The sequence below is a fragment of the Allochromatium warmingii genome, assembly GCF_900107145.1.
Lineage (GTDB): Bacteria > Pseudomonadota > Gammaproteobacteria > Chromatiales > Chromatiaceae > Thermochromatium > Thermochromatium warmingii.
Genome location: NZ_FNOW01000020.1, coordinates 17,227 through 39,701, shown reverse-complemented (window position 1 = coordinate 39,701; position 22,475 = coordinate 17,227). Strand labels below are relative to the sequence as shown.

At 55.1% G+C, this 22,475-nt stretch carries 24 protein-coding genes and 1 tRNA gene; 20 read left to right on the top strand and 5 right to left on the bottom strand.

Annotated features, from left to right (window positions below; translation table 11 throughout):
* Positions 1-57: 57 nt before the first annotated feature.
* Positions 58-131: transfer RNA gene (locus tag BLW10_RS07720), tRNA-Cys, on the top strand.
* A 98-nt stretch (positions 132-229) separates the two neighbouring features.
* On the opposite strand, the gene BLW10_RS07715 is transcribed toward BLW10_RS07720, so the two are convergent.
* Positions 230-793: a hypothetical protein gene (locus BLW10_RS07715; protein ID WP_177169016.1), complete on the bottom strand. Its 564-nt coding sequence runs from the start codon at positions 791-793 to the stop codon at positions 230-232.
* Positions 794-1,076: 283 nt separating this feature from the next.
* Between BLW10_RS07715 and hisB the strand changes: the two genes are divergently transcribed.
* From hisB to BLW10_RS07675, 8 genes are all read left to right on the top strand, one after another.
* Complete coding sequence (hisB, locus tag BLW10_RS07710) at positions 1,077-1,682, top strand: imidazoleglycerol-phosphate dehydratase HisB (RefSeq protein WP_091333645.1); 606 nt, start codon at positions 1,077-1,079, stop codon at positions 1,680-1,682.
* 53 nt (positions 1,683-1,735) lie between these two features.
* Positions 1,736-2,476: a 1-(5-phosphoribosyl)-5-[(5-phosphoribosylamino)methylideneamino]imidazole-4-carboxamide isomerase gene (hisA, locus tag BLW10_RS07705; protein WP_091333643.1), complete on the top strand. Its 741-nt coding sequence runs from the start codon at positions 1,736-1,738 to the stop codon at positions 2,474-2,476.
* On the top strand, positions 2,473-2,892 hold the full coding sequence (hisI, locus tag BLW10_RS07700) for a phosphoribosyl-AMP cyclohydrolase (RefSeq protein WP_091333641.1): 420 nt from the start codon (positions 2,473-2,475) through the stop codon (positions 2,890-2,892). The genes hisA and hisI overlap by 4 nt, the downstream gene beginning before the upstream one ends.
* A gap of 4 nt (positions 2,893-2,896) precedes the next feature.
* A complete protein-coding gene (locus tag BLW10_RS07695; protein WP_091333639.1) occupies positions 2,897-3,214 on the top strand; it encodes a phosphoribosyl-ATP diphosphatase in 318 nt (105 codons plus the stop codon).
* 77 nt (positions 3,215-3,291) lie between these two features.
* On the top strand, positions 3,292-4,383 hold the full coding sequence (gene tatC, locus BLW10_RS07690) for a twin-arginine translocase subunit TatC (RefSeq protein ID WP_091333637.1): 1,092 nt from the start codon (positions 3,292-3,294) through the stop codon (positions 4,381-4,383).
* A 302-nt stretch (positions 4,384-4,685) separates the two neighbouring features.
* On the top strand, positions 4,686-5,786 hold the full coding sequence (locus tag BLW10_RS07685) for an RNA-guided endonuclease InsQ/TnpB family protein (protein WP_091333635.1): 1,101 nt from the start codon (positions 4,686-4,688) through the stop codon (positions 5,784-5,786).
* Positions 5,787-5,860: 74 nt separating this feature from the next.
* Positions 5,861-6,850 carry a LysR family transcriptional regulator gene (locus BLW10_RS07680; protein WP_091333633.1) on the top strand — a complete coding sequence of 330 codons (990 nt, stop codon included), beginning with the start codon at positions 5,861-5,863 and terminating at the stop codon, positions 6,848-6,850.
* A 160-nt stretch (positions 6,851-7,010) separates the two neighbouring features.
* Positions 7,011-7,391, top strand: a complete 381-nt coding sequence (locus BLW10_RS07675; protein ID WP_091333631.1) for a helix-turn-helix domain-containing protein — start codon at positions 7,011-7,013, stop codon at positions 7,389-7,391.
* A gap of 109 nt (positions 7,392-7,500) precedes the next feature.
* On the opposite strand, the gene BLW10_RS07670 is transcribed toward BLW10_RS07675, so the two are convergent.
* From BLW10_RS07670 to BLW10_RS07660, 3 genes are all read right to left on the bottom strand, one after another.
* Positions 7,501-8,283, bottom strand: coding sequence for an SDR family NAD(P)-dependent oxidoreductase (locus tag BLW10_RS07670; RefSeq protein WP_091333629.1), 783 nt, complete (start codon positions 8,281-8,283; stop codon positions 7,501-7,503).
* Between the two features lie 68 nt (positions 8,284-8,351).
* Positions 8,352-9,407 carry a 3-deoxy-7-phosphoheptulonate synthase gene (locus BLW10_RS07665; RefSeq protein WP_091333627.1) on the bottom strand — a complete coding sequence of 352 codons (1,056 nt, stop codon included), beginning with the start codon at positions 9,405-9,407 and terminating at the stop codon, positions 8,352-8,354.
* Between the two features lie 86 nt (positions 9,408-9,493).
* Positions 9,494-10,435, bottom strand: a complete 942-nt coding sequence (locus BLW10_RS07660; RefSeq protein WP_091333626.1) for a recombination-associated protein RdgC — start codon at positions 10,433-10,435, stop codon at positions 9,494-9,496.
* Between the two features lie 216 nt (positions 10,436-10,651).
* Between BLW10_RS07660 and BLW10_RS07655 the strand changes: the two genes are divergently transcribed.
* The 10 genes from BLW10_RS07655 to BLW10_RS07610 all read left to right on the top strand — a co-directional run bounded on the left by BLW10_RS07655 (position 10,652) and on the right by BLW10_RS07610 (position 20,934).
* A complete protein-coding gene (locus tag BLW10_RS07655; protein WP_091333624.1) occupies positions 10,652-11,512 on the top strand; it encodes a TIR domain-containing protein in 861 nt (286 codons plus the stop codon).
* A gap of 346 nt (positions 11,513-11,858) precedes the next feature.
* A protein-coding gene (locus BLW10_RS07650; protein ID WP_218139704.1) for an IS5 family transposase occupies positions 11,859-12,697 on the top strand; the annotation gives its coding sequence in 2 pieces (ribosomal slippage) (positions 11,859-12,224 and positions 12,227-12,697; 837 coding nt in all).
* A 35-nt stretch (positions 12,698-12,732) separates the two neighbouring features.
* On the top strand, positions 12,733-13,689 hold the full coding sequence (gene ispH / locus BLW10_RS07645; protein WP_091333621.1) for a 4-hydroxy-3-methylbut-2-enyl diphosphate reductase: 957 nt from the start codon (positions 12,733-12,735) through the stop codon (positions 13,687-13,689).
* Between the two features lie 3 nt (positions 13,690-13,692).
* Positions 13,693-14,229 (top strand): crossover junction endodeoxyribonuclease RuvC, encoded by a 537-nt coding sequence (gene ruvC / locus BLW10_RS07640; RefSeq protein ID WP_091333619.1) that lies wholly within the window; start codon positions 13,693-13,695, stop codon positions 14,227-14,229.
* Positions 14,230-14,236: 7 nt separating this feature from the next.
* The gene (gene ruvA, locus BLW10_RS07635; protein WP_091333618.1) at positions 14,237-14,869 is read left to right on the top strand and encodes a Holliday junction branch migration protein RuvA; all 633 of its coding nucleotides are present in this window, start codon (positions 14,237-14,239) and stop codon (positions 14,867-14,869) included.
* A gap of 99 nt (positions 14,870-14,968) precedes the next feature.
* A complete protein-coding gene (gene leuS, locus BLW10_RS07630) occupies positions 14,969-17,524 on the top strand; it encodes a leucine--tRNA ligase (RefSeq protein WP_091333616.1) in 2,556 nt (851 codons plus the stop codon).
* A gap of 12 nt (positions 17,525-17,536) precedes the next feature.
* Complete coding sequence (locus BLW10_RS07625; protein WP_091333614.1) at positions 17,537-18,046, top strand: LPS-assembly lipoprotein LptE; 510 nt, start codon at positions 17,537-17,539, stop codon at positions 18,044-18,046.
* A gap of 453 nt (positions 18,047-18,499) precedes the next feature.
* On the top strand, positions 18,500-18,991 hold the full coding sequence (locus BLW10_RS07620; RefSeq protein ID WP_091333613.1) for a hypothetical protein: 492 nt from the start codon (positions 18,500-18,502) through the stop codon (positions 18,989-18,991).
* 258 nt (positions 18,992-19,249) lie between these two features.
* A complete protein-coding gene (locus BLW10_RS07615) occupies positions 19,250-20,179 on the top strand; it encodes a Dam family site-specific DNA-(adenine-N6)-methyltransferase (RefSeq protein WP_091333611.1) in 930 nt (309 codons plus the stop codon).
* On the top strand, positions 20,176-20,934 hold the full coding sequence (locus BLW10_RS07610) for a helix-turn-helix domain-containing protein (RefSeq protein WP_091333609.1): 759 nt from the start codon (positions 20,176-20,178) through the stop codon (positions 20,932-20,934). Before BLW10_RS07615 ends, BLW10_RS07610 begins: the two co-directional genes overlap by 4 nt.
* A gap of 123 nt (positions 20,935-21,057) precedes the next feature.
* Here the strand turns inward: BLW10_RS07610 and folK are convergent, their stop codons facing one another.
* Positions 21,058-21,546 (bottom strand): 2-amino-4-hydroxy-6-hydroxymethyldihydropteridine diphosphokinase, encoded by a 489-nt coding sequence (gene folK / locus BLW10_RS07605; RefSeq protein ID WP_091333607.1) that lies wholly within the window; start codon positions 21,544-21,546, stop codon positions 21,058-21,060.
* 184 nt (positions 21,547-21,730) lie between these two features.
* On the opposite strand from folK, the gene BLW10_RS07600 reads away from it, so the two are divergent.
* The gene (locus BLW10_RS07600) at positions 21,731-22,378 is read left to right on the top strand and encodes a response regulator transcription factor (RefSeq protein ID WP_091333663.1); all 648 of its coding nucleotides are present in this window, start codon (positions 21,731-21,733) and stop codon (positions 22,376-22,378) included.
* Positions 22,379-22,475 lie beyond the last annotated feature (97 nt).

Here is a 22,475-nt window from a genome sequence, read left to right as displayed (position 1 = left end):
AATTGCTGCTAGGGGGTGACAGGCGGGCGAGAGCTGCGTATAATACCATGCTCTCAAGGCTGAGTGGCAGAGTGGTTATGCAGCGGCCTGCAAAGCCGTGTACCTCGGTTCGATTCCGGGCTCAGCCTCCACATTTTCCTCGCTAATCAAGCTGTTAGCGCCGCCATCTGGGCTAGGCGCTTAATCTTCCTCCCAGCTTTCCTCTTCTCCCGACAAATCCGAGTCGCGCTCAGTGTGCTGGTTCTGCTGTCGGCGTCAGAATCAAACGGCGATATAGATACAACTGTCCCTGTTGATCGCGTAGCGCCAGCCGCCCCTGATCCAACGCAAACTCAAAACTTTGGGCGAACTGCTCGCTCCGATTACTCAACTCCACTTGCGCCGCTTGCACCCGAATCTCGCCCTCGATATAGCCGCGACAGGCGGAATAGAGGCGATAAAACCGGCCCTGCACAATCAGCAATCCGCCTTGATTGTCTTCCCATAACCCTTCAAGCGCCGTACCGGATGGTGGGGCAGCGGCGTTCAATGCGTTCTGTAAGGTGCGCCACGTACTTTCGGCAACTGTTCCGGCTTGCTGGGCGGCTTGATCGGGAGTCGGAGTCGGCCAGGGTGACAGCGTAGCTGCTGGATTCAGTGCCGAGGGCAGCGGTGGTACGCCGACCGCTGTCGCAGGCGTTGGCCCCGTCAAGCCCATGCTTTCCATCATGCGTGCTATCGCCTGCGCCATCGCTTCGGCAGGCGTTGGCGTCGGTTGGGCCTGTGCAGCCGTCAGCGGCAGGTGACTGAGCATGAGCATCAGCAATCCCGCGTATTGTGTACGGCGGCGATGGTTTAAGCAATTGGTGTCAATGGCTGGCATGAAGGACAAAGCGTGGGCGGCAGCGTTGAACCGCTAGTGTAAGCGGGAACTCCAACTCGATGAGCGACGCAGTGTAGCAGAGCGACGCGGCGATCTTTACGGCATATACCAAGATGTCTGACCACTCCACTCGATAGGCTCCCGTATCAAGCTGTGGTTTAATGCCGCTCTTTAAGCGCACCTCGGCGCACCGCTGAACGATCATCCGCGAGCTATGTCACCACTGGATACTCCCCGTCGCGCTGTAGTCGAGCGCCGCACGCTCGAAACCCAGATCCGCGTCAACCTCAACCTCGATGGTCAGGGGCAGGCGTCGTTTCAGACCGGCGTGCCGTTTTTAGAACACATGCTCGATCAGGTCGCTCGTCACGGCCTGATTGATCTCGACATTACCGCCGACGGTGATCGGCATATCGACGACCATCACACGGTTGAAGATTTGGGCATCACCTTCGGGCAGGCGCTGGCGCTGGCACTCGGCGACAAAACCGGTATCCGCCGCTATGGTCATGCCTATGTGCCGCTCGACGAGGCGCTGTCGCGGGTGGTGATTGATCTCTCAGGACGGCCCGGACTGGTCTATGGCGTCACCTTTACCCGGGCGCAGATCGGCGCGTTCGATGTCGATTTATTCCAAGAGTTTTTTCAAGGGCTGGTCAATCATGCGGGCCTGACGCTGCATATCGATAATCTGCGCGGCGTCAATGCCCATCATCAGGCCGAGACCATCTTCAAAGCCTTCGGACGCGCCTTGCGCATGGCGGTTGAACCGGATGTGCGCATGGCCGGTATCACACCCTCGACCAAAGGCGCACTGTAGGGTACGCACCGCGTACCGCATGACCGCGTACCAAGATTACAGGAAGCGAACCCGTGTTGCTGATTCCCGCAATTGATTTAAAAGACGGTCGCTGCGTGCGGCTGCGTCAAGGCCGCATGGATGATGAAACCGTTTTTTCTGACGATCCGGTCGAGCTGGCCGGACGCTGGGTGCGCGATGGCGCACGTCGCCTGCATCTCGTCGATCTCAACGGCGCATTTGCTGGTGAGCCGGTCAATGGCGCGGCCATTCGCGGCATCGCCGCCACCTATCCCGAACTCCCGCTGCAAGTCGGCGGCGGCATCCGTGACGAAGCGACCATTGAAGCCTATCTCAATGCTGGGGTGCGCTATTGCATCATCGGCACCCAAGCGGTCAAGGATCCGGCATTCGTCGCCCGCGCCTGTCGCGCCTTTCCCGGGCGGATTATGGTCGGCTTAGACGCCAAAGACGGGCAGGTTGCCATCAACGGCTGGGCGGAAATCACCGAACATCGCGTTACCGACTTAGCGCGACGTTTTGAGGACGACGGCATTAGCGCGATTGTCTACACCGACATCGGGCGCGACGGGATGCTCTCTGGCCCTAATGTTGCCGCCACCTGCGCCCTCGCTGATGCGGTGCGGATTCCGATTGTCGCCTCCGGCGGCATCACCAACTTAGAAGACATCCGCGCCCTGTGCGCAGCGGGCAAGATCGAAGCGGCGATCACCGGACGGGCGATCTATGAAGGGACGCTCGATTTTGCCGCCGGTCAGCGATTAGCCGATAGTTTGAGCGGGGGCGCATCATGAGCCTGAACGATGACAACGCTTGGCTCGACGCGCTGGCGTGGGGGCCAGATGGCTTGATCCCCGCGATTGCGCAGGAACACGGCAGCGGCAGCGTACTGATGCTGGCGTGGATGAACCGCGAGGCGCTGCGCCTGACCCGCGAGACCGGCCACGCGGTCTATTGGTCGCGCTCGCGGGCGCGGCTGTGGCACAAGGGCGAAGAATCGGGGCATCAGCAAGTTGTTCACGCCATTCGCATCGACTGTGATGCCGATGTTGTGCTGCTGGAAGTCGAGCAACGCGGCGGCATTGCCTGTCATACCGGCCGCCATGATTGTTTTTACCGCGCGCTGAATCCCGCCGGAGACTGGGTTGAGATCGCGCCAGTACTCAAAGATCCGACGGCCATTTATCAGGGCGCACAATCAGGAATCTGATGCGATGAACGACGTACTCGACCAACTCGCCGAGGTGCTGGAAGCGCGTAAAAACGCCGATCCCGACTCGTCCTATGTCGCCAAGCTTTACGCGAAAGGACTCGACGCGATTCTCAAAAAAGTCGGCGAAGAAGCCACCGAAACCGTCATGGCCGCCAAAGATGGCGAGTCCGATAAACTCGTCTATGAAATCGCCGATCTCTGGTTTCATACGCTGGTGCTGCTGGCGCATCAGGGACTTGGGCCGCGTCCGGTGCTCGCCGAACTGGAGCGCCGTTTTGGGCTATCAGGATTGACCGAAAAAGCCAGCCGCCCAGATTGAGCGACATTGAGCCAGATTGAAATTGAAATTGACGCGATCCGCGCACGCTGACCTTGAGCATTCCACAGGTTTGAACCATGTCTTTTGCGCTTCCGCCCGCCGATCCGGGCACTGAACAACCGTTCATCTCGCATCTGGTCGAGTTGCGCGACCGCCTGATCCGCATGTTGATCGCCGTCGGCGTGATGGCAGTGGTGCTGCTGCCGTTTGCCAACGGACTGTATGCGTATGTGGCCGCGCCGCTGATTGCGCAGTTGCCCGATGGCAACACCATGATCGCCACCCAAGTCGCCTCGCCCTTTCTCACGCCGCTGAAGCTGGCGCTGATTACCGGCGTATTTTTGGCGATGCCCTATCTGCTCTATCAACTGTGGGCGTTCATCGCGCCCGGACTGTATCAGCACGAAAAGCGGCTCGCGCTGCCACTGCTGGTTTCTAGCATCCTGCTGTTTTATCTCGGGATTGCCTTTGCCTATTACTTGGTATTCCCGCTGATCTTCGCCTTTTTTGCCGCCACAACGCCCGAAGGTGTGGCGATGATGACGGATATTGCGTCCTATCTGGATTTTGTCCTGACGCTATTTTTTGCCTTTGGTCTGGCGTTCGAGATTCCGATTGCGACCATCCTGCTCGTCGCGATTGGTGTGGTCACGCCCGATGATCTGGCCAATAAACGCCCGTATGTCATCGTCGGCGCATTCGTGATTGGCATGTTTTTAACGCCACCGGATATATTCTCGCAAACACTGCTCGCCGTGCCGATGTGGATGTTATTCGAGGTCGGCGTGCTGTTTTCCAGATTGCTGCTCAAACAGCGCCCTACTGAACCCGACGACACGCCGCCGCCAGTTAAAAAAACCACAGCGCCTGATGCGCAAGCGTGGCACCCGCTGACCACAGCCGAACGCAACGCTGCGTTAGATCGCCACGAAGCCGAAGATGACGCGCACGCTGAGTCAGCATCCGCGCCGCCGCCAATCGCGCCGCCCGCTGCGCCGTCGGTCGATCCAGCCAGCGCCGCCGTTGAAGATAAGCTCATCCGCGCCAACCGCCTGCGCGATCTTGGCAACGACTTCGCCGCCCGCCAGATGCTCTATCAAGTGCTCGAAGAAGGCGACGCTACCCAACGTCAAGTAGCGCGTAACATCCTCAGCCAGCTTGATGGTTGAAGAGCTGCCAGCTTCCAGCTCAATCAGGCTGGAAGCTGATCGCTGGCGGCTAACTAACAACAAAATTTATTACTTTTATCTGTTTCGCCTAAAACCCCGCCTTTCAGAGCGGGAATGTAAGTGTTTTAGCTTTCTCCCGTTTGTAAAGATCAAGCAGACTATCTATCATGTGCGCAAATGAAATATCCTCATCAGTAGCGGCTTTTTTAAGCTTTCGGTAGGTATCAAATTTCACTTGAATTGATGTGTATTGTGCGTTTTTTATGTTGTAATCTTGATTGACAAAGCACAGAATATATTACATGGCTACAAAAGCTACCATATTAAAAACACTCAAAGTGCGAGTGAAAGACAAGCACGCTAAGCTGCTGCGTCAATGGGCTTATGAGTGTAATCAAGTGTGGAATGAAGCCAATGCCATTACGGCTGAGTATTCCTATATTCCGATTCCTGAAGTTGGTTGGGTACGGACTCACTTTTCAGCGTTTGATTTAGCTAAGAGTCAAGCCGCGTTCAAAAAGGCGCACGGATTTACAATTCATTCGCAAACCGTGCAGGAAGTGACTGAAGCCCACGCCAAAGCCAGAAAACAGTTTAAAAAAGACAAACTTCGCTGGCGATGCTCTGGCGGCAGTCGCCGCTCACTCGGCTGGATTCCATTCAAGTCAGGCGCTACGGTCTGGAAAAACGGACAAGTCAGGCACAATGGCCATTTCTTCAAGGTCTGGGATAGCTACGGACTGAGCCAGTATGAATTTCGTTCTGGCTGTTTTTCAGAAGATACGCGGGGACGCTGGTATTTCAATGTCGTCGTGAAAGTGCCAGTAGTTGAACTATCGGGGCGCGGGGAAATTGGTATTGATCTTGGATTGAAAGATTATGCCACTTGTTCAAATGGCGTGAAGCTCAAAGCCAATCAATTTTACCGCAACGCTCAAAAACAATTAGGCATAGCTCAACGCGCCAACAAGAAACAGCGCGTCAAAGCAATCCACGCAAAAGTCAAAAACCGTCGAGCGGATGCTATCCACAAATTCACCACGCAATTGGTGCGTGAAAATTCATTGATCGTTATTGGCGATGTGAGCAGTTCCAAGCTGGCCAAAACTAAGCTGGCAAAATCCGTCCTAGATGCCGGATGGTACATGCTCAAAACACAACTTGATGCAAAATCCAAAAGGATGCAAGGCGTGTTTCTCGTCGTCAATGAAGCTTACAGTACCCAAACTTGTTCGTGCTGCGGACGTATGTCTGCCAGCAGTCCGAAAGGTAGAACAGGACTTGGAATAAGAGAATGGACGTGTCCAGACTGTGGGACACTGCATGACCGCGATGTCAATGCAGCACGGAACATTCTCGCGGCAGGACAGTGCCGTCTCGCTGGAGGAATCCCCATCTTTTAGGGCGGGAGGATGTCAACAATGACTTTTGTGAGATACCATCAATTGTCATTAAACGGCAAAAGATAGGTGTCATCGTGGGTTCAGGCTCGCAGATTCATTACAAACAAAACCGACTCAAGCAGTTACGTGCCTTTTGTCATGCCGCCCGCACCGGCAGTGTCAGCGCAGCGGCTGAAAAAATCTTTCTCAGTCAACCGACTGTTTCATTGCAAATTCAGGCACTAGAACGCGAGTTCGGCACCGTACTTTTTGAGCGGCGCGGCCCGAAGATCAAACTCACCCCCGAGGGCGATTTGCTCTATCAAATGGCCGAACCGCTGGTCGAGGGTATGGATAAGCTCCACGAAGCCTTCGCTACCCAAGCCGGGCGCGTCGATCAAGGCGTGCTGAATATCGCCGCTGGTGAATCGACGATTCTCTATATTCTGCCCGAGCCAATTCAGGCGTTTGTCGAACAATACCCAGGCATCGAATTGAAATTGCATAATGTCACGGGGCGTGATGGGCTGGCGATGCTGCGTGCTGATGAAGCCGATTTAGCGGTCGGCTCGATGCTCGAAATCCCCGACGATATTACCTATCGCCCGTTTGTCACCTATCAACCGACGCTGATTACGCCGCTCGATCATCCGTTGGCAGAAAAAGATTATGTCACGCTGGAAGAAATCGCGCCCTATGGCTTGATTTTACCGCCGCGTCATTTGAGCACCTGGCGCTTAGTCGATCTGGTGTTTAAACAACACAATCTCAGCTATCACGTCACAATGGAAGCTGGCGGGTGGGAAGTGATTAAAAAATATGTCGAACTTGGTCTCGGCATTTCTATTGTCACGGATGTGTGTTTAACCGGCGAAGAAAAGCTCGGTCGCATTCCCATTGGACAGTATTTCCCTCGACGCAGTTATGGCATTGTCCAACGGCGCGGTAAATTTCTCTCGCCGCAAACCAAGTGTTTTATTAAAACACTGGATCGTGTATTCGCTGATCGTCTTGTCGAACCACCGCCGCCGCTGCAACCGCAAGCCTCCGGCGACACCGAATGGGAAGACGCGCTTCTCGGCTAATCGGCTGTAAACCGTCGTCGCCTGCGTCCGCATCCCCGCTCATCGCCCCACGCTGACTGCCGACCGATACGGCTTGCCCGTTCGTCGGGTGAACAGGCAGCGTGTGTGCGCCTTCCTCTAAAATGTCCACAATAGCAACACCATACACGATGAGACTGTCTTGCATAACCTCAAGCAAACCTTAGATCTGACCAAACGGATCGGCCAGCGTCTACGCGCCGTTCGACATGCGCACCAGCTCAGTCTGGCCGATCTCTCGGCGCGGACACATTCTTTGTCTAAGTCACGCATTAGCAATTATGAGCAAGGACTCCGCCGCATGGGGCTGGAAGAGGCGCACGCGCTGGCCAGCGCGTTAGAAACCGTCACGCCGACCTATCTGCTGTGTCTGGATGATCGTGGGCCGTTTTCCGCTCGCGAGCTGGAGTTGATCGATCATTTTCGGCGCACGGATGTACGCGGGCAGGCGCTGTTGCTGACGTTGGCTGCTGCCCAGCCGGATGATGTGGCGCGTGCTACGGCTCATGCTGAGGGTGATTAGCGCAGGTGTGGAATAGTCATGCCTTAATACGTCTGAGATAGGCACTGCCAAAACCGAAGCCTTTGGCAGTCAATATGCGCCTTTAATCTTCAAAAGTACGGCAATTTGCCTAAATCAACACCGCCCGTCCCGCTTCCACCCGCAACGCTTGTCCAGTCAGCTCGCGCCCCTCGGGGCCGAGCAACTGGACATACGCCGGAGCAACCGTCACCGGATCGGGATGACTGTGCGGATCTTCACCCGGGTACAAATTAGCGCGGAGCGCAGTGCGCAGAATGCCCGGATCGAGACTGTTGACGCGCATCTGGGTTGATGCGCGGGTCTCTTCGGCTAACACCTGCATCAGTCCCTCGATGCCGAATTTCGCCGCCGCATACGCGCCCCAATACGCCAAACCCTGCCGCCCAACGCGGTCAGCGGTGAACACTATCGCCGCCTCTTCCGCCAACCGTAACAGTGGCAAACACGCCTGCGTCAACAAAAAAGGCGCATTTAGATTGATGCGAATGACCCGCTCCCATTCGTTCGCGTCATAGTCGTCGATGCGGCTCAAAAAGGGCGCAGAAACCGCGCAATGCGCCAGCCCATCGAGCCGCCCGAAGGTGTCACCAATCACGGCAGCAGCGGCGAGATATGTCGGCTCGGTGGCTGTGTCGAGATTGAGCGGCAAAATAGCCGGTTCGGGATACCCAGCCGCGACGATCTGATCGTAGACCGGCTCTAAATCGGCCTGCTCAAATGAGGATAAAATCACGCTGGCACCGGCGGCAGCGCAGGCCAATGCTACGGCGCGGCCCACGCCCTCCAACGCGCCGGTCACGAGAATAACGCGGTTGTGCAGAACGTGGATGGCCGGTGTGATCGAAGGGGTCGCAGTGGAGTCAGTGGACATGCGTGGTTTCGCTGTGGCGTCGTAGGTTCGAAAAGGCTGGTTATCGCGCTCGACTAGGCGCTACTTTTTCAGCAGCACGTTCGCCGTTTCGCGACCGCTTCCGCTAATTCATGCAGCATCGGCTCGGTATCATCCCAACCAACGCAGGCATCAGTAATACTCTGACCAAAGATCAGATCATCACAGGCTGCCGGATTTTGATTCCCGGCGACCAAATGACTTTCAATCATCACGCCCAGAATACGCCGATCACCGCGTGCAATTTGCCCCGCGACATCCTGACAAATACGAATTTGCTTTTCGGGTCGTTTGCCGCTATTGGCATGACTGAAGTCGATCATCATTTTCGGCGTCAGCCCCGATGCGGTAATTTGTTCAGCCGCAATATTGACGCTCTCGGTATCATAATTCGGACGCTGACCGCCGCGCAGAATAATATGCGTATCCGCATTGCCGGTGGTGCTAAAAATCGCCGATTGTCCTTCTTTGGTCACGGACATGAATACATGCGGGCGAGCAGCGGCATGAATGGCGTCGATTGCAACTTTGACATCGCCATTGGTCGCATTCTTAAAGCCAATCGGACAGGATAATCCTGACGCTAATTCACGGTGGCCCTGACTTTCAGTGGTACGCGCCCCAATCGCGCCCCAACTGACTTGATCGGCGATATATTGTGGGCTAATCAGATCGAGAAATTCCGTTCCGGCAGGAATGCCACGATTATTGAGATCCAGCAGCAATTTACGGGCAATACCTAATCCTTTGTTAATCTCAAAACTGCCGTCGAGATTCGGATCGTTAATCAATCCTTTCCAGCCAACTGTTGTGCGCGGTTTTTCAAAATACACACGCATAACAATTAACAACTGTTCGGCTAATGCTTCGCGTACCGGTTGGAGCCGTGCTGCGTATTCCAGCGCCGCTTCAGGATCGTGAACCGAACAGGGGCCAACGACCACCAACAGCCGCTCGTCGCGTCCGTGCAAAATGCGCTGGATGTCATGGCGGGTGTCATAAACCGTGTTTGCAGCGGTCTCGGACAGTGGAAATTCTTCGTGCAGTTCACGCGGTGAGCGCACACGGGTGATGTCGCGGATACGGAGGTCGTCAGTACGGTGCATGGTGGGTGCTATGGGACAGGTCGCAAAGCCGCGCAGTATAAACCGGCAACGGCGCTGATGTGCGCACCATCACCGCCATTTCAGATTCAGATGCGGTCGTGTCTGGCGCGAGGTATCACGGCATCGGCTGAGGCGTCAGTTAAACCAAACAACGCATCAAACCGCGTCAGCAACTCGCGCATCTGCAATGCCAGCAGTGCAAATTCAGCATCCAGCCGCTGTGCTGGATCCAGCTCATCGCCGTCTAACTGTTCCAGCAGCGCATCATTCACGCGCACACGTTTGAGCGACAAATCATCAGCCAGCGTAAAACTCAACCGCTCATCCCACACCAGCGCCAGCTTAGTGACCTGTTTGCCGGCACGTAAATGATTGAGGATTTCTTCGCAGGCTAGATTGTGACGACTACAGCGCACCACGCCCGCCTGTTCGCCGATCTCGCGCAATTCGCAGGCATCAGCGGCGACAAAATCCGGCGGGGCGCAGTCTTCCAGCAGCCACGCCGTGAGCAGATTCGCCACCGGATGCAGCGGATCGGGCAGTTTGACCGGCAGTGAACCGAGCGTTTCACGTAGCAGCGAGACCACATCTTCGGCCTGTTTCTCGCTCGCCGCATCCACGACCAGCCAACCGCTTTCCGTGTCGAGATACAGTTGCGTGCGGCGCGAGCGAGTGAAGGCACGCGGCAGCATCTCGTTAATAATCTGTTCGCGCAGTCGCCGCCGTTCAGCGCGACCCACATCCCGCGCTTCACCGGCTTCCAGTTCCGCGATCCGCTCGTCGAGGGCTTCGGTGATCGCCGCAGCGGGCAACAGCCGTTCTTGGCGGCGAGCGCAGATCAGATAGCAGCCACTCACCGCCTGCACCAATGCTTGTGCGTCCTCACCTAAGGGCGCTGTCCAGCCGAGTGTTGCGGTTTCAATCGGGCCACAGGGGCGGAAGCGGCGCGTGCCGAGTGCCGCTTCCAGTTCGAGCGCCGTGAACTCGAACGGCTGATCCAGACGGAAGAAACGAGCATTTTTGAACATGGTGGCCCCCTAGCGCAAAAAGCCGCGCAGTATGCCCGAGTTGCGGCAGGGCGGGAAGGATTGGTCGCGGTTCATAGTTTTGATGCGCTGCGCTATCGTCAACCGTTAAACGATTCGATAACCTAACTTGCACCGTTTGATTTTGTAAAACCACTAGACGATTAGAATGCACAACAATAACCGCGCCCTATCTGAGCACAGCGAGGCGACGGGTGCTTGTCCAACGCCGCACGGCGCGACATACTGCCGCAGATTTTGCAGCATATCTCAGGTATTTATGAGCGATTTAATGTGGCCAGAATCTTCATCAGTCACTCATCAAAAGACGCCGTCTTTGTCGTCGAGTACTTAAAACCGCTGCTTGAACACGCTGGAATGTCGGTCTGGTGTTCGAGCGGCGATCTGGAATGGGGCGTGGATTGGGAGCGCCAACTGCATCAGGAATTGCGGCGGGCGGATTGGTTTATCGTGGTGCTGTCACCCGATGCCGCTGATTCTGATTGGGTGCGGGCTGAAGTGCATTGGGCGATGGAAAAACGCAAGGGCAGTATTGTGCCGGTGATGCTCCACACCTGCGACCCGTCGGCGATTCATCTGCGCTTGGGGATCGTGCAGTTTGTTGATTTTCGCAGTGATCTTGATGCCTCGGCGACGCGCTTGCTGAACTGGCTGCAAGGCAACACAGTGTTGTCATTTGCCCATCAAACGCAGGAAACCCGCATCACGCCGCTTGCCGTTGAACCCGCCTGCCGCGTGACGCTGCTGTTTGACTTGACGATTGACAATAGCGCCAGCCGCCCGGTGTCCTTGAGTATTGATCGGCAATGTGTACTCGGGCGCGGCGTTGATGTCGATTTCACCCTCGCCTCGGCGACGGTTTCGCGCTATCACGCTCGCCTGACGGTTATCAACGACGCGCACGGCAAACAACTTGAAATCACCGATCTGCAAAGCTCCAACGGCACCTATGTCAACGATGAGCGGATCAGCGGGGCACGCTGTTTACAGGCCGGGGATCGGGTGGTGATGGGCACAGCGCTGCTCAACATCCGCCAGTTACTGATGGATTTTCGTTAACAAATATTAACGCGCCCGTGTTTGGTCACACATGGCCCCATCCGGCAAGGTCTGTGCACCGCACAGACGCGAAACGGTCTTAGATATGCTTTGAGTTTTACACCAGCAGCAAGTCGTGCTGGAAACCCGATACTCAAACGTGTTAAAGACCGATGCTCTTGGTTATCGAGCATGCGGGAACATGCACCCGCTACTTAAGCGTGTCAAGTGCTTTTTATGTTAATAAAACGGTAGAATTTAGTAGATTTTGTTAAAAAATTTAACACTATCTGATAGCTCTTAGAGCCTATCTCAAAAGGTAGTATTCTAGGCAGAAGTTTCCTCGATCACAGGAGTCAGAGCGACGATGAGATTGGCGGTTAAAGACGATGGTTGGCGGTTATCCGACGCCCTGTGGGCACAGCTCAAACCCCTGTTGCCCGTGTACCAACCACCGGCCCATCCGCTGGGCTGCCATCGCCGCCGGATCGAGGATCGGGTGGTGATGGAGGGGATCTTGTTCGTGTTACGCACGGGCTGTCAATGGAATGCCCTGAACGCCACTGGGATCTGTTCGAGCAGCACGGCGCATCGACGGTTTCTGGAGTGGGTGGAGGCTGGCGTGTTCGAGCGCTTCTGGCAGGCCGGTGTGCTCAAATACGATGAACTCAAAGGCATCGACTGGTCGTGGCTGTCGATGGATGGGGCGATGACCAAAGCCCCGCTGGCTGGCTCAAAAAAACAGGCCGCAACCCGACGGATCGGGGCAAGCAGGGGGTCAAGCGCAGCCTGTTGACGGAAGGCGCTGGCCTCCCGCTGGCGGTGGCCATCGACGGGGCCAACCGCCACGACATGAAGCTCACGCGCACGACCTTGGAGGCGATCATCGTCCCACGACCGGCCCCCACGCCCGAAACGCCCCAGGGGCTGTGCCTGGATGCTGGCTATGACTACGATGAGGTACGCGCCATCGCCGAGGAATTCGGTTTCACGCCGCACATTCGCTCGCGGGGCGAGGAGGTCGAAGCGATCGTGCGTCACCCAGATTTCAAGCCCCGGCGTTGGGTAGTGGAGCGCACACACAGCTGGATGAATCGCTTCCGTCGCCTGTTGGTGCGCTGGGAGAAGCGCGATGACACCTACTTGGCCATGATCCATCTGGCGCTCGGGATCATCACTTGGCGGGCTACCGGCATTTTGGGATAGGCTCTTAGCGGCGTCACAACAAAAACGGGTTATTTATGAACATCGAACTTGCCAATCCGCGCGGTTTTTGTGCCGGTGTTGATCGCGCTATTGCCATCGTCGAGCGCGTGCTTGAACGCTACGGCGCACCCATCTATGTGCGGCATGAGGTCGTGCATAATCGTTTTGTGGTCGAAGGCTTGCGCCAGCGCGGTGCCATTTTTATCGAAGAACTTGCCGATGTGCCCGATAACGCAACGTTGGTGTTCAGTGCGCATGGTGTGCCGCAAAGTGTGCGTCAGGCGGCTGAAGCACGCGGACTGCGCGTGTTCGATGCTACCTGCCCGCTGGTGACGAAAGTGCATCTGGAAGTGGCGCGTTACTGCAACAACGGCGTCAGCGTGGTGTTGATCGGTCATCGCGGACATCCCGAAGTCGAAGGCACCCTCGGTCAATTTGTGAATGCTGCTGACGGCGCAACCATGCACCTTGTTGAAACGGCGGCGGATGTGGCATCGCTAGTCATCGCCGATCCCGAACGGCTAGCCTATGTCACGCAAACCACGCTGTCGATGGACGATAGCCGCGAGATCATCGCCGCCTTGCAAGCGCGGTTTCCGGCGATTCAGGGGCCGAAAAAAAGCGACATCTGCTACGCGACCCAGAATCGGCAAGATGCGATCCGCGATCTAGCTACACGCTGCGAACTGATGCTGGTGGTTGGCTCACCGAATAGCTCTAACTCGAACCGCCTGCGCGAACTGGCCGAAAAACAGGGCTGTGTCGCCTATCTGATTGATGGCCCTGAAGATATTCAGCGCACCTGGTTAGATGGCCGCACACGCATCGGCGTGACCGCTGGTGCATCAGCTCCGGAAATTCTGGTTGAGCGCGTGATAGCGCAACTCAAAGATTGGGGCGCGGCTGAAGTGATTGAGCAAGACGGCATCCGTGAACAGGTGGTGTTTGCGCTGCCGCGTGAATTGATGCTTGAGACCCGTATCAATGTGTAAGCAATGACCACATTCCGTTCCCTAAGCCATCGTATCCTCGGCATTGATCCTGGCTCACGCAACACCGGCTTTGCGGTCATCGACAGTGATGGCAAACACAGCGTGCGCGTGACCAGTGGCTGTATCCGTGTCGGCGAGCACCCCTGGCCGGAGCGACTCGGACTGATTTTCGATCAGGTGGCGGCCATTGTGGCGGAGTATCAGCCGCAGCAAATGGCCGTTGAACAGTTGATCTTTGCCCGCGATCCGACGGCGGCGCTCAAAATCGGTCAGGCGCGGGGCGCGGTGCTGTGCGCTGGACTCAAGGGCGGCACGGTGGTGCATGAGTACAGCCCCAAATCCGTCAAACTCGCGGTGGTCGGCTCGGGCGGCGCGGATAAAGCGCAGGTGCAACACATGGTGCGGGTGCTGCTGGCGCTCTCTGAAACGCCGGGCGAGGACGAAGCCGATGCGCTCGCGATTGCCCTCTGTCATGCGCATTCGTTGGGCATTCCGGCACGGAAACGTGCGGCGGCCTCGTGGCGCGATTGGAGACCTTAAAAACACGATGATCGGACGACTTCGCGGACAACTGCTTGCCAAACAGCTGCCGCTGTTACTACTCGATGTCAACGGCGTGGGCTATGAGCTGGAAGCGCCCATGTCTACCTTTTATGAGCTGCCCGCTGTGGGCGAGACGGTGACATTGGTGACGCATCTGGTGGTGCGCGAGGATGCGCAGACGCTCTATGGCTTTAGTCACGAGCGTGATCGGGCGCTGTTTCGGGCGCTGATTAAGGTCACGGGCGTTGGGGCGCGGATGGCGCTGGCGATTCTTTCGGGCATGGATGCGGCGCGGTTTGCGCAGTGTGTGGAGCATGAGGACGCGACGGCGCTGACCCGTTTGCCCGGAATCGGCAAAAAGACGGCCGAGCGGTTGATTATCGAGATGCGCGACCGGCTCGGCGGGGTGCTGACGGTGCCGGGGGTGCGTCCGGTGGCGCTGAGTCCGAGCGCGACTGCGCCAGCAGCCGCTGCTGCGATGCCCTCGGCAGAACAGACGCTTCTGGATGCGATCAGTGCGTTGGTGGCGCTTGGGTATAAACCAGCGGATGCGACGCGCATGGCGCGTGCAGCGGCCAGTGACGGTGCGCAGACCACTGAGGACATTATTCGTGCGGCATTGCGGGCGGTTTCATAGCTTCCAGCCATCAGCCGCCAGCGATCAGCTTTCAGCTTCGTCACCCGTAAAAATAAAAAGTACACTGCTTACTTTTTTCGCTAGGACTCTCACCCCCCCATGCAGACCGACTACGATCCGCGCACCATTGAAGCAGCGGCCCAACACTATTGGGAACAGCAGCAGACGTTTAAGGCCGTCGAAGATCCCGCCCGCGACAAGTTTTACTGTCTCTCGATGTTCCCCTATCCGTCCGGTCGGCTGCACATGGGCCATGTGCGCAATTACACCATCGGGGATGTGATCGCCCGCTATCAGCGGATGCTTGGGAAAAATGTGCTGCAACCGATGGGCTGGGATGCCTTCGGGCTGCCGGCTGAGAATGCCGCGATTCAACACGGCATTCCGCCCTCGCAGTGGACGCGCTCGAATATTGAATACATGAAAGGCCAGCTCAAATCGCTCGGTTTTGGCTATGACTGGGAACGCGAGTTAGCGACCTGCGATCCCGCTTATTACCGCTGGGAGCAGTGGCTGTTTACGCGCATGGTCGCAAAAGGTTTGGCTTATCGCGCTAAAGCAACGGTCAACTGGGATCCCATCGATCAAACCGTGCTCGCTAATGAACAGGTCATCGACGGACGCGGCTGGCGCTCCGGGGCGTTGGTCGAAAAACGCGAGATCGAACAGTGGTCAGTGCGCATCACCGATTATGCGCAAGAATTGCTCAACGCCCTCGACGGGCTGGACGGCTGGCCAGAACGGGTGCGCACCATGCAGCGCAACTGGATCGGGCGTTCGGAAGGCGTCCACATGGAATTTGGCGTGGCCGGTTCTACCGAAACCCTCGGCATCTACACCACGCGCCCCGATACCGTGATGGGCGTGACCTATGTTGCCGTCGCCGCTGAACATCCGCTGGCGCACCGCGCTGCTGAGAACAATCCGGCGCTTGCCGCCTTCATCGAGGACTGTCGCACCGGCGGCACCAGTGAAGCTGAACTGGAAACGATGGAGAAAAAAGGCCATCCGCTCGGTCTCGACGCGCTGCATCCGATCACCGGCGCAACTGTGCCGATCTATGCCGCTAACTTCGTGCTCATGGGCTATGGCACTGGCGCAGTGATGGCCGTGCCCGCTCACGATCAGCGCGATTGGGAGTTCGCCGAGCGTTACGGCATCGCCAAAAAAGCGGTGATCCGCTCCGCCGACGGCAGCCCGTGCGGGATTGAGCAGGCGGCCTATACTGAACAAGGCGTGCTGTTTGACTCCGGCCCCTTCGATGGGCTGACCTCAGCGCACGCCGGTGATGCGATTGCTGAGTGGCTCAGTGAACACGGCAAAGGCAGCAAAACCATCAATTTCCGGCTGCGTGATTGGGGGGTCTCGCGTCAGCGTTATTGGGGCTGTCCGATCCCGATGGTACAGACCGCTGCCGGCGGTATTCGCCCCGAGAGCGATCTACCGGTGCAGTTGCCGGAAGATGTGGTGGTCGATGGTTCCGGCTCGCCGCTGAAAAAAATGCCTGAGTTTTATCAACTGGCGAGCGGCGACACCCGCGAGACTGACACCTTTGATACCTTTTTTGAGTCGAGTTGGTATTACGCCCGCTATTGCTCGCCCGATTGCGACACCGCGATGCTCGACGAACGGGCGCGTTATTGGCTGCCGGTCGATCAATATATTGGCGGCATTGAACACGCGATTCTGCATCTGCTCTATGCCCGTTTTTTCCACAAGCTGATGCGCGATGAAGGCCTCGTCACCTGTGATGAACCCTTCACCAATTTGCTGACACAGGGCATGGTAGTCGCCGAAACCTGGTACCGCGAGGACAGCGACGGGCGCAAACAGTGGTTCAATCCAGCCGAGGTTACGGTCGAGCGCGATGAGAAAGGCAAGCTGCTCGGCGGTCGGCTCACATCTGACGGGCAGCCGGTGCAGTTCGGCGGCATCGAGAAGATGTCGAAATCGAAAAACAACGGCGTCGATCCGCAAGCACTCACCGAACGCTACGGCGCAGACACCGTGCGTTTGTATACCATGTTCACTGCGCCGCCGGATCAGTCGCTCGAATGGAATGATGAAGGTGTTGAGGGCGCGTATCGTTTTATTCGGCGGCTATGGGCGCTGGCTGTGACCGAAGCCGACGCGATCCGCGCTGCATCTACGCCCGTTGAGTTCGATGAGGCCGCGCAGACCGCTCGCCGCGAGCTACACACGGCGCTGAAAAAAGCCCGCTATGATTACGAGCGCCAGCAGTTCAACACCGTGGTTTCGGGCTGTATGACGATGGTCAACACGCTCTATCGGCTGGAATCCGCGCCGACGCGGGCGGCGATTCTGCGCGAAGGCATCAGCATCGTGTTGCGACTGCTTGCGCCGATTGCCCCGCATGTGACGCATCATCTGTGGCGCGAGCTGGGATTTGGCGCTGACATCCTCCACGCCGACTGGCCGCAGGTCGATGAAAACGCGCTCAAGCAAGACCGTCTCGACTATGTGGTGCAGGTCAACGGCAAGGTGCGCGGCAGCGTCAAGGTTGCGGCTGACGCCGATCAAGCGACGGTGCAAGCGGCCGCGCTCGCCAATGAGCAGATCGCCAAATTCATCGACGGCAAACCGCTGCGCAAGGTGATCTTAGTGCCCGGTAAGTTGTTGAATTTAGTGGTGTAAAACTAGACAACGATGAAACCGCGCATCCTGACACAGATCACCGGCTGGGGACTGCTGGCGCTGCTGTTGGCACTTCAGACCGGTTGTGGGTTTCGGCTGCGCGGCAGCGTCGAGATTCCGCCGACCTACAATCCGTTGCGGATTCAGGCGCCGAGCGGTTCGCCTGTTGAGCGGGCTTTGCACGATTTGCTGATTGGCAGTCAAGTGCGGCTGACGAGCAATTCAGCAGACGCCAAGCTGACACTGCGGATTCTGGGCGAACAGCGTTCTGAGCGCGTGGCAGCGGTCGATTTGAATGGCAAAACGCTCGCCTATGAGCTGCATTATTTGGTCGATTTTGATGCCATTGGCGCAGATGGACAGGCGCGTATTCCGCGCCAAACGCTCGATTTAACGCGCACCTTTGATAATCCCGATGTCGAGGTATTAGGCAAGCAGCTTGAACAAGCGATGATTTATGATGATTTCGCGGTTGAAGCAGCGGATCGGATTTTAATGCGGCTGCGGGCGGTCTTGCGGTGATGGATAGTGAGGCCAGGGTCGGTTTATAGTTAATTGCTTAAGTCTCTATAAGGGTGGATAGTGGGGCCAGGGTCGGTTTAATTTTCAGCATAACTGACAAACAATTCGATCCAAGCCCCTTTTCCCGTCAAGCCCCTTTTCCCGTCAAGCCCCTTTTCCCGTTCAAGCCCCTTTTCCCGTTCGATCCAGGCCCCTTTTCCCGCTTCAACCGTCTCTCCAACTTCGCCACCACCTCAAACAACAGCCAAATCAGCGCGTCTTTTTCCGCGTGACTCATACCGTCAAGGTCGGCTTAGGTGGGGCGCTGTAGATTCATGCGTTTAGCTTAGCTCGGTTGGGGGGAGGCTGAGTAGTTACGCTAAAATAAAAATTGACAGCGTTCGGTCAGAGTAGTAAAAATTTTACACCTCACATTTGAGGTCGAAATGTAGTTAGCCGTTTAGAGATCAAAACATGGTTCAAGAGCAATATTGGAAGGAAATTCACCAGCTTAAAACCCATATTGGATTTATTGAGCTTTTATTGGAACGCTCTGAAAACATAGATAGGACATTGAAAATAATACTCGCGGTTGCATCCAGTAGCAGTATCGCAGCTTGGGCAGTTTGGCAACAATATTCTTGGGTGTGGGCTGTGATTATTGCTTTCTCGCAGGTTGCATCAGCCATTAATCCCTTTCTTCCATACAAAAACAGAATCAAAGCATATTCCTCTCTATTGCATGAGCTCGAAGAATTAATGGTGCAAGCAGAGTTCAAGTGGCACGCGATAGCAGAGGGAAAGCTTACATCTTCAGAAATTAACAAGGCTCGGTTTGAAATAAGAGCTTCAAAAATAAGGTCTTTAAAAAAGCACATTCAAACAACTGTGCCTACTGATAGTAAGTTGCATGAGAAAGCAGAAGCCGCAGCAACGCAGTATTTAGTAAACTTCTACCCAACCTAGGAGGTAATATGTCAGAGAATAAAAAACCTACGCCGAGTCAAAAAACAAGCCCGCAACCACTTACTGAGGAGCGAGGGTTGCGACCAACTAGGAATCCACCGCCGATGCCACAGGTAAAGCCACCAAAACAAGAAAAAAGCACCTAACATTCGCTCGTGTGGGACGCTTCATAGTGATGCGCTCGTGTCCCACATCTTGACCGTTAGTTGTAATAAAGCTCCGTGACAAAGATAAATGAATTAGGATAGAATTTGAGAAATGAAATCACTTCAAAATATCAATGTACCACATCCATTCCCATACCAAGGGAGCAAGCGTGGTATTGCTAAATTTATTCTCTCCCATTTCCCGTCAGATGTCAGGTGCTTGTATGAGCCATTTTGTGGATCTGGGGCAGTATCCATTGCCGCCGCAGCACATGGTCTTGCCAGTCTTTTTGCTCTAAACGACCTGAATATACCTCTGATAGCCTTGTGGGGTGAAATATTAGAGAATCCACATGGTTTGTGCGATAAATATGAAAGGCGGTGGTTAGAGCAGCACCATGATAGAAAAGCATATTTTTTCAAAATACGAGATGAATTTAATAAATCTCATGATCCAGACCAATTACTTTATCTATTGGCTCGTATTGTAAAAGGTTCTGTTAGATACAGCTCTGAGGGGCTGTTTAATCAGAGTGCAGATAATCGCCGTTCAGGCATGAGGCCAAATACGATGAGACAAAATATATTTGGTGTATCAGCACTTTTGAGTAAAAAAACAAAATTGACTGCATTAGATTTTCGTGAAGCAATAAAAAGCGCAAAAGAAAGTGATTTGATTTATATGGATCCACCCTATCAGGGTACTTCTTTTACACGAGATCACCGTTATTTCAATGGGTTGTCATATGATGATTTTGTTGAAGCATTGTCAATAATGAATGAAAAAAATCTGTCATACATCATTAGCTATGACGGGGTGACAGGCGAAAAGATTCATGGAAAATTGCTACCAAACTTTCTAAAGCTAAAGCACCTGCATATTCATGCGGGGAGATCGAGTCAGGCAACATTGCTTGGTAATATTCAAGAAACTACTGAATCACTCTATTTGTCTTCATCATTGGTTCAACGTCTGGCAAATGAATTACCATCCAGAACAAGATCGGTGAAAGCAGAGCAGCAAGAATTGGCATTTGCATGACGAAACAAAGTTACTCTACAGAATTCCTACAACTTCTAAAGAGCGTAGAAGCGAAACGTCCAAAAATCGTTATTGACCACATATTGAAGTATGGTCAAATAACAACAGAGGAACTGAAGGATTTATATGGCTACAATCATCCGCCCCGTGCAATAAGAGATGTACGCGAACAGGGTATTCCTATTCAAACATTTCGTGTTAAAGGCTCGGATGGTAGAAAAATTGCTGCGTATAAGTTTGGTGATCCAGCGGATGTCCGTGCCACACAGCTTTCAGGAAGAACTGCATTCTCTTCAAAACTAAAGGATGCGCTAATCGAAAAACATGGTGCGCGTTGTAATATCTATCTTAAGCCATTTCCTGTCAGGGAACTTCAAATCGATCATCGAGTTCCCTTTGAAATTTCTGGTGACAATGCCAATCTGTCTAATAACATTGAAGAATATATGTTGTTGTGTGCATCAGCAAATAGGGCAAAGTCTTGGAGTTGCGAAAATTGTCCCAACTGGAAGGCAAAAGAAATATCATCCTGTAAAACATGTTATTGGGCATTCCCTGAATCATATAAACATATTGCTACGCGAGATATACGAAGGCTCGATCTGTTGTGGTCTGAAAAAGAAGTAGCAGAATATGAAATTCTTCTAGAAGAAGCGGCAAAGGTGCAAGAAGAACCACCGGAATATGTCAAGAATATACTCCGCAATCACTTTAAGAACAAATTAATGGAATTAATGGGGCTAGGATCGATTTAATTTTACGCAACACATCGAATCGATCAAATAGCGAAGTAGCGAGGTAGGGTGGGTAGAGTGACCACGGTATGACGCTGAAGATTGGCACAGATGCCGACTGGTCACGAAACCCACCGAATCCAACTAAAGCCGCTCACTAATCTGCCAATAGCAAATCGCGTCAGTCAGCGCCGCGACCGGGCGACCATATTCGGGATGAATCACCTCGGGCGCGATTTCCACCAGCGGGATCAACATAAAATCACGCACCACCAGCCCCGGATGCGGCACGCGCAAGCTGGGTTGATCCACAATACGCGCACCATAGAGCAACACATCCAGATCGAGCGTGCGCGGGCCGTTGAGCTGGGTGCGCACCCGCCCGCACTGCTGCTCAATGGCTTGCAGCGCCGTCAGCAGCGCCAACGGCTCCAGTTCCGTCCAAAGCTCCACCACCAAATTGATAAACGGCGCTTGCGCTTCTACGCCCCAGGGTCGCGTCCGATACCAAGCCGATTCTGCCCCCAGCCGCGTTTTTGGCAGTGCGGCCAGCGCGGTTAATCCGTTCGTAATCTGTTGTTCTGGTTCGATATTTGAGCCAACTGCGATAAATACCCGCTCGACATGATTCACGCTCGACACCTCGCTGTGTTCGGCGCGGCTGGGTTAAGCAACCCAAACGACTCGCGCCCGATTGATCGCCATTCAGCCCGCCCACATCTGTTGGCACCGTTGAAAAACCGTCTTAAACATTTTGTGATGCGGCTTGAGGATTGCTGATGGATACCTGTTTTAGCGCCAGATGTGGCGGCGCATCATGACGACTGAGCAAACCGTGTTTTTGGTCGATGATGATCCCGGAATGCGCGATTCGCTGACGCTGATTTTAGAGTTAGCCGGCTATCGGGTGCGCAGTTTTGCATCACCAGCGGCGTTTTTAGCCGTGTTTTCAGCGGCAGAGCGCGGCTGTTTGGTGCTCGATCTGCGTTTGCCGGATATGACTGGGCTGGAGCTGCAACGCGAGCTGCTCGAACGCGGGGCGTTGTTGCCGATCATTTTTCTTTCGGCATTTGGCGATGTGCCGACTACGGTTCGTGCTATTCAGAACGGCGCGATTGATTTTCTCGAAAAACCGGCCAGCACCGAGCAGTTGCTCCAGCGCATCGCCGCCGCGCTGATCGAAGATCACCGCCGCCGCACCGAAGCGGCGACCGAGCACGCAATCCGCGAGCGGTTTCGGCAGTTGACCCCGCGTGAATATGAAGTGCTGACCCTGACCACTGGTGGCCTGACGAATAAGGATATTGCCCGTCAGCTTGGCATCAGCCCGCGCACGGTCGAAAACCATCGCGCTCGCATGATGGAGAAAATGGGTGCAGCTAATCTCGCCGAACTCTGCCGCATGGCGGCGGTGTGTCAGGTCAGTCCAGCGCAGTCCAGCAGCGGGCGGACGCTTCTGTCATAGCAACTCAATACCCATCCGCGACCGCGCAACTGCGTGATCCTACGGATAGGCGCGTTTCCTCTTCGCGTCTAAACTCTTTTTTCAATGCAGGTGATTG

Coding starts and splice junctions, on each gene's coding strand:
- BLW10_RS07715 (WP_177169016.1), bottom strand. CDS start 793: ATGCTCAGTCACCTGCCGCTGACGGCTGCACAGGCCCAACCGACGCCA.
- hisB (WP_091333645.1), top strand. CDS start 1,077: ATGTCACCACTGGATACTCCCCGTCGCGCTGTAGTCGAGCGCCGCACG.
- hisI (WP_091333641.1), top strand. CDS start 2,473: ATGAGCCTGAACGATGACAACGCTTGGCTCGACGCGCTGGCGTGGGGG.
- BLW10_RS07695 (WP_091333639.1), top strand. CDS start 2,897: ATGAACGACGTACTCGACCAACTCGCCGAGGTGCTGGAAGCGCGTAAA.
- tatC (WP_091333637.1), top strand. CDS start 3,292: ATGTCTTTTGCGCTTCCGCCCGCCGATCCGGGCACTGAACAACCGTTC.
- BLW10_RS07685 (WP_091333635.1), top strand. CDS start 4,686: ATGGCTACAAAAGCTACCATATTAAAAACACTCAAAGTGCGAGTGAAA.
- BLW10_RS07670 (WP_091333629.1), bottom strand. CDS start 8,283: ATGTCCACTGACTCCACTGCGACCCCTTCGATCACACCGGCCATCCAC.
- BLW10_RS07665 (WP_091333627.1), bottom strand. CDS start 9,407: ATGCACCGTACTGACGACCTCCGTATCCGCGACATCACCCGTGTGCGC.
- BLW10_RS07660 (WP_091333626.1), bottom strand. CDS start 10,435: ATGTTCAAAAATGCTCGTTTCTTCCGTCTGGATCAGCCGTTCGAGTTC.
- ispH (WP_091333621.1), top strand. CDS start 12,733: ATGAACATCGAACTTGCCAATCCGCGCGGTTTTTGTGCCGGTGTTGAT.
- ruvC (WP_091333619.1), top strand. CDS start 13,693: ATGACCACATTCCGTTCCCTAAGCCATCGTATCCTCGGCATTGATCCT.
- ruvA (WP_091333618.1), top strand. CDS start 14,237: ATGATCGGACGACTTCGCGGACAACTGCTTGCCAAACAGCTGCCGCTG.
- leuS (WP_091333616.1), top strand. CDS start 14,969: ATGCAGACCGACTACGATCCGCGCACCATTGAAGCAGCGGCCCAACAC.
- BLW10_RS07625 (WP_091333614.1), top strand. CDS start 17,537: ATGAAACCGCGCATCCTGACACAGATCACCGGCTGGGGACTGCTGGCG.
- BLW10_RS07620 (WP_091333613.1), top strand. CDS start 18,500: ATGGTTCAAGAGCAATATTGGAAGGAAATTCACCAGCTTAAAACCCAT.
- BLW10_RS07615 (WP_091333611.1), top strand. CDS start 19,250: ATGAAATCACTTCAAAATATCAATGTACCACATCCATTCCCATACCAA.
- BLW10_RS07610 (WP_091333609.1), top strand. CDS start 20,176: ATGACGAAACAAAGTTACTCTACAGAATTCCTACAACTTCTAAAGAGC.
- BLW10_RS07600 (WP_091333663.1), top strand. CDS start 21,731: ATGACGACTGAGCAAACCGTGTTTTTGGTCGATGATGATCCCGGAATG.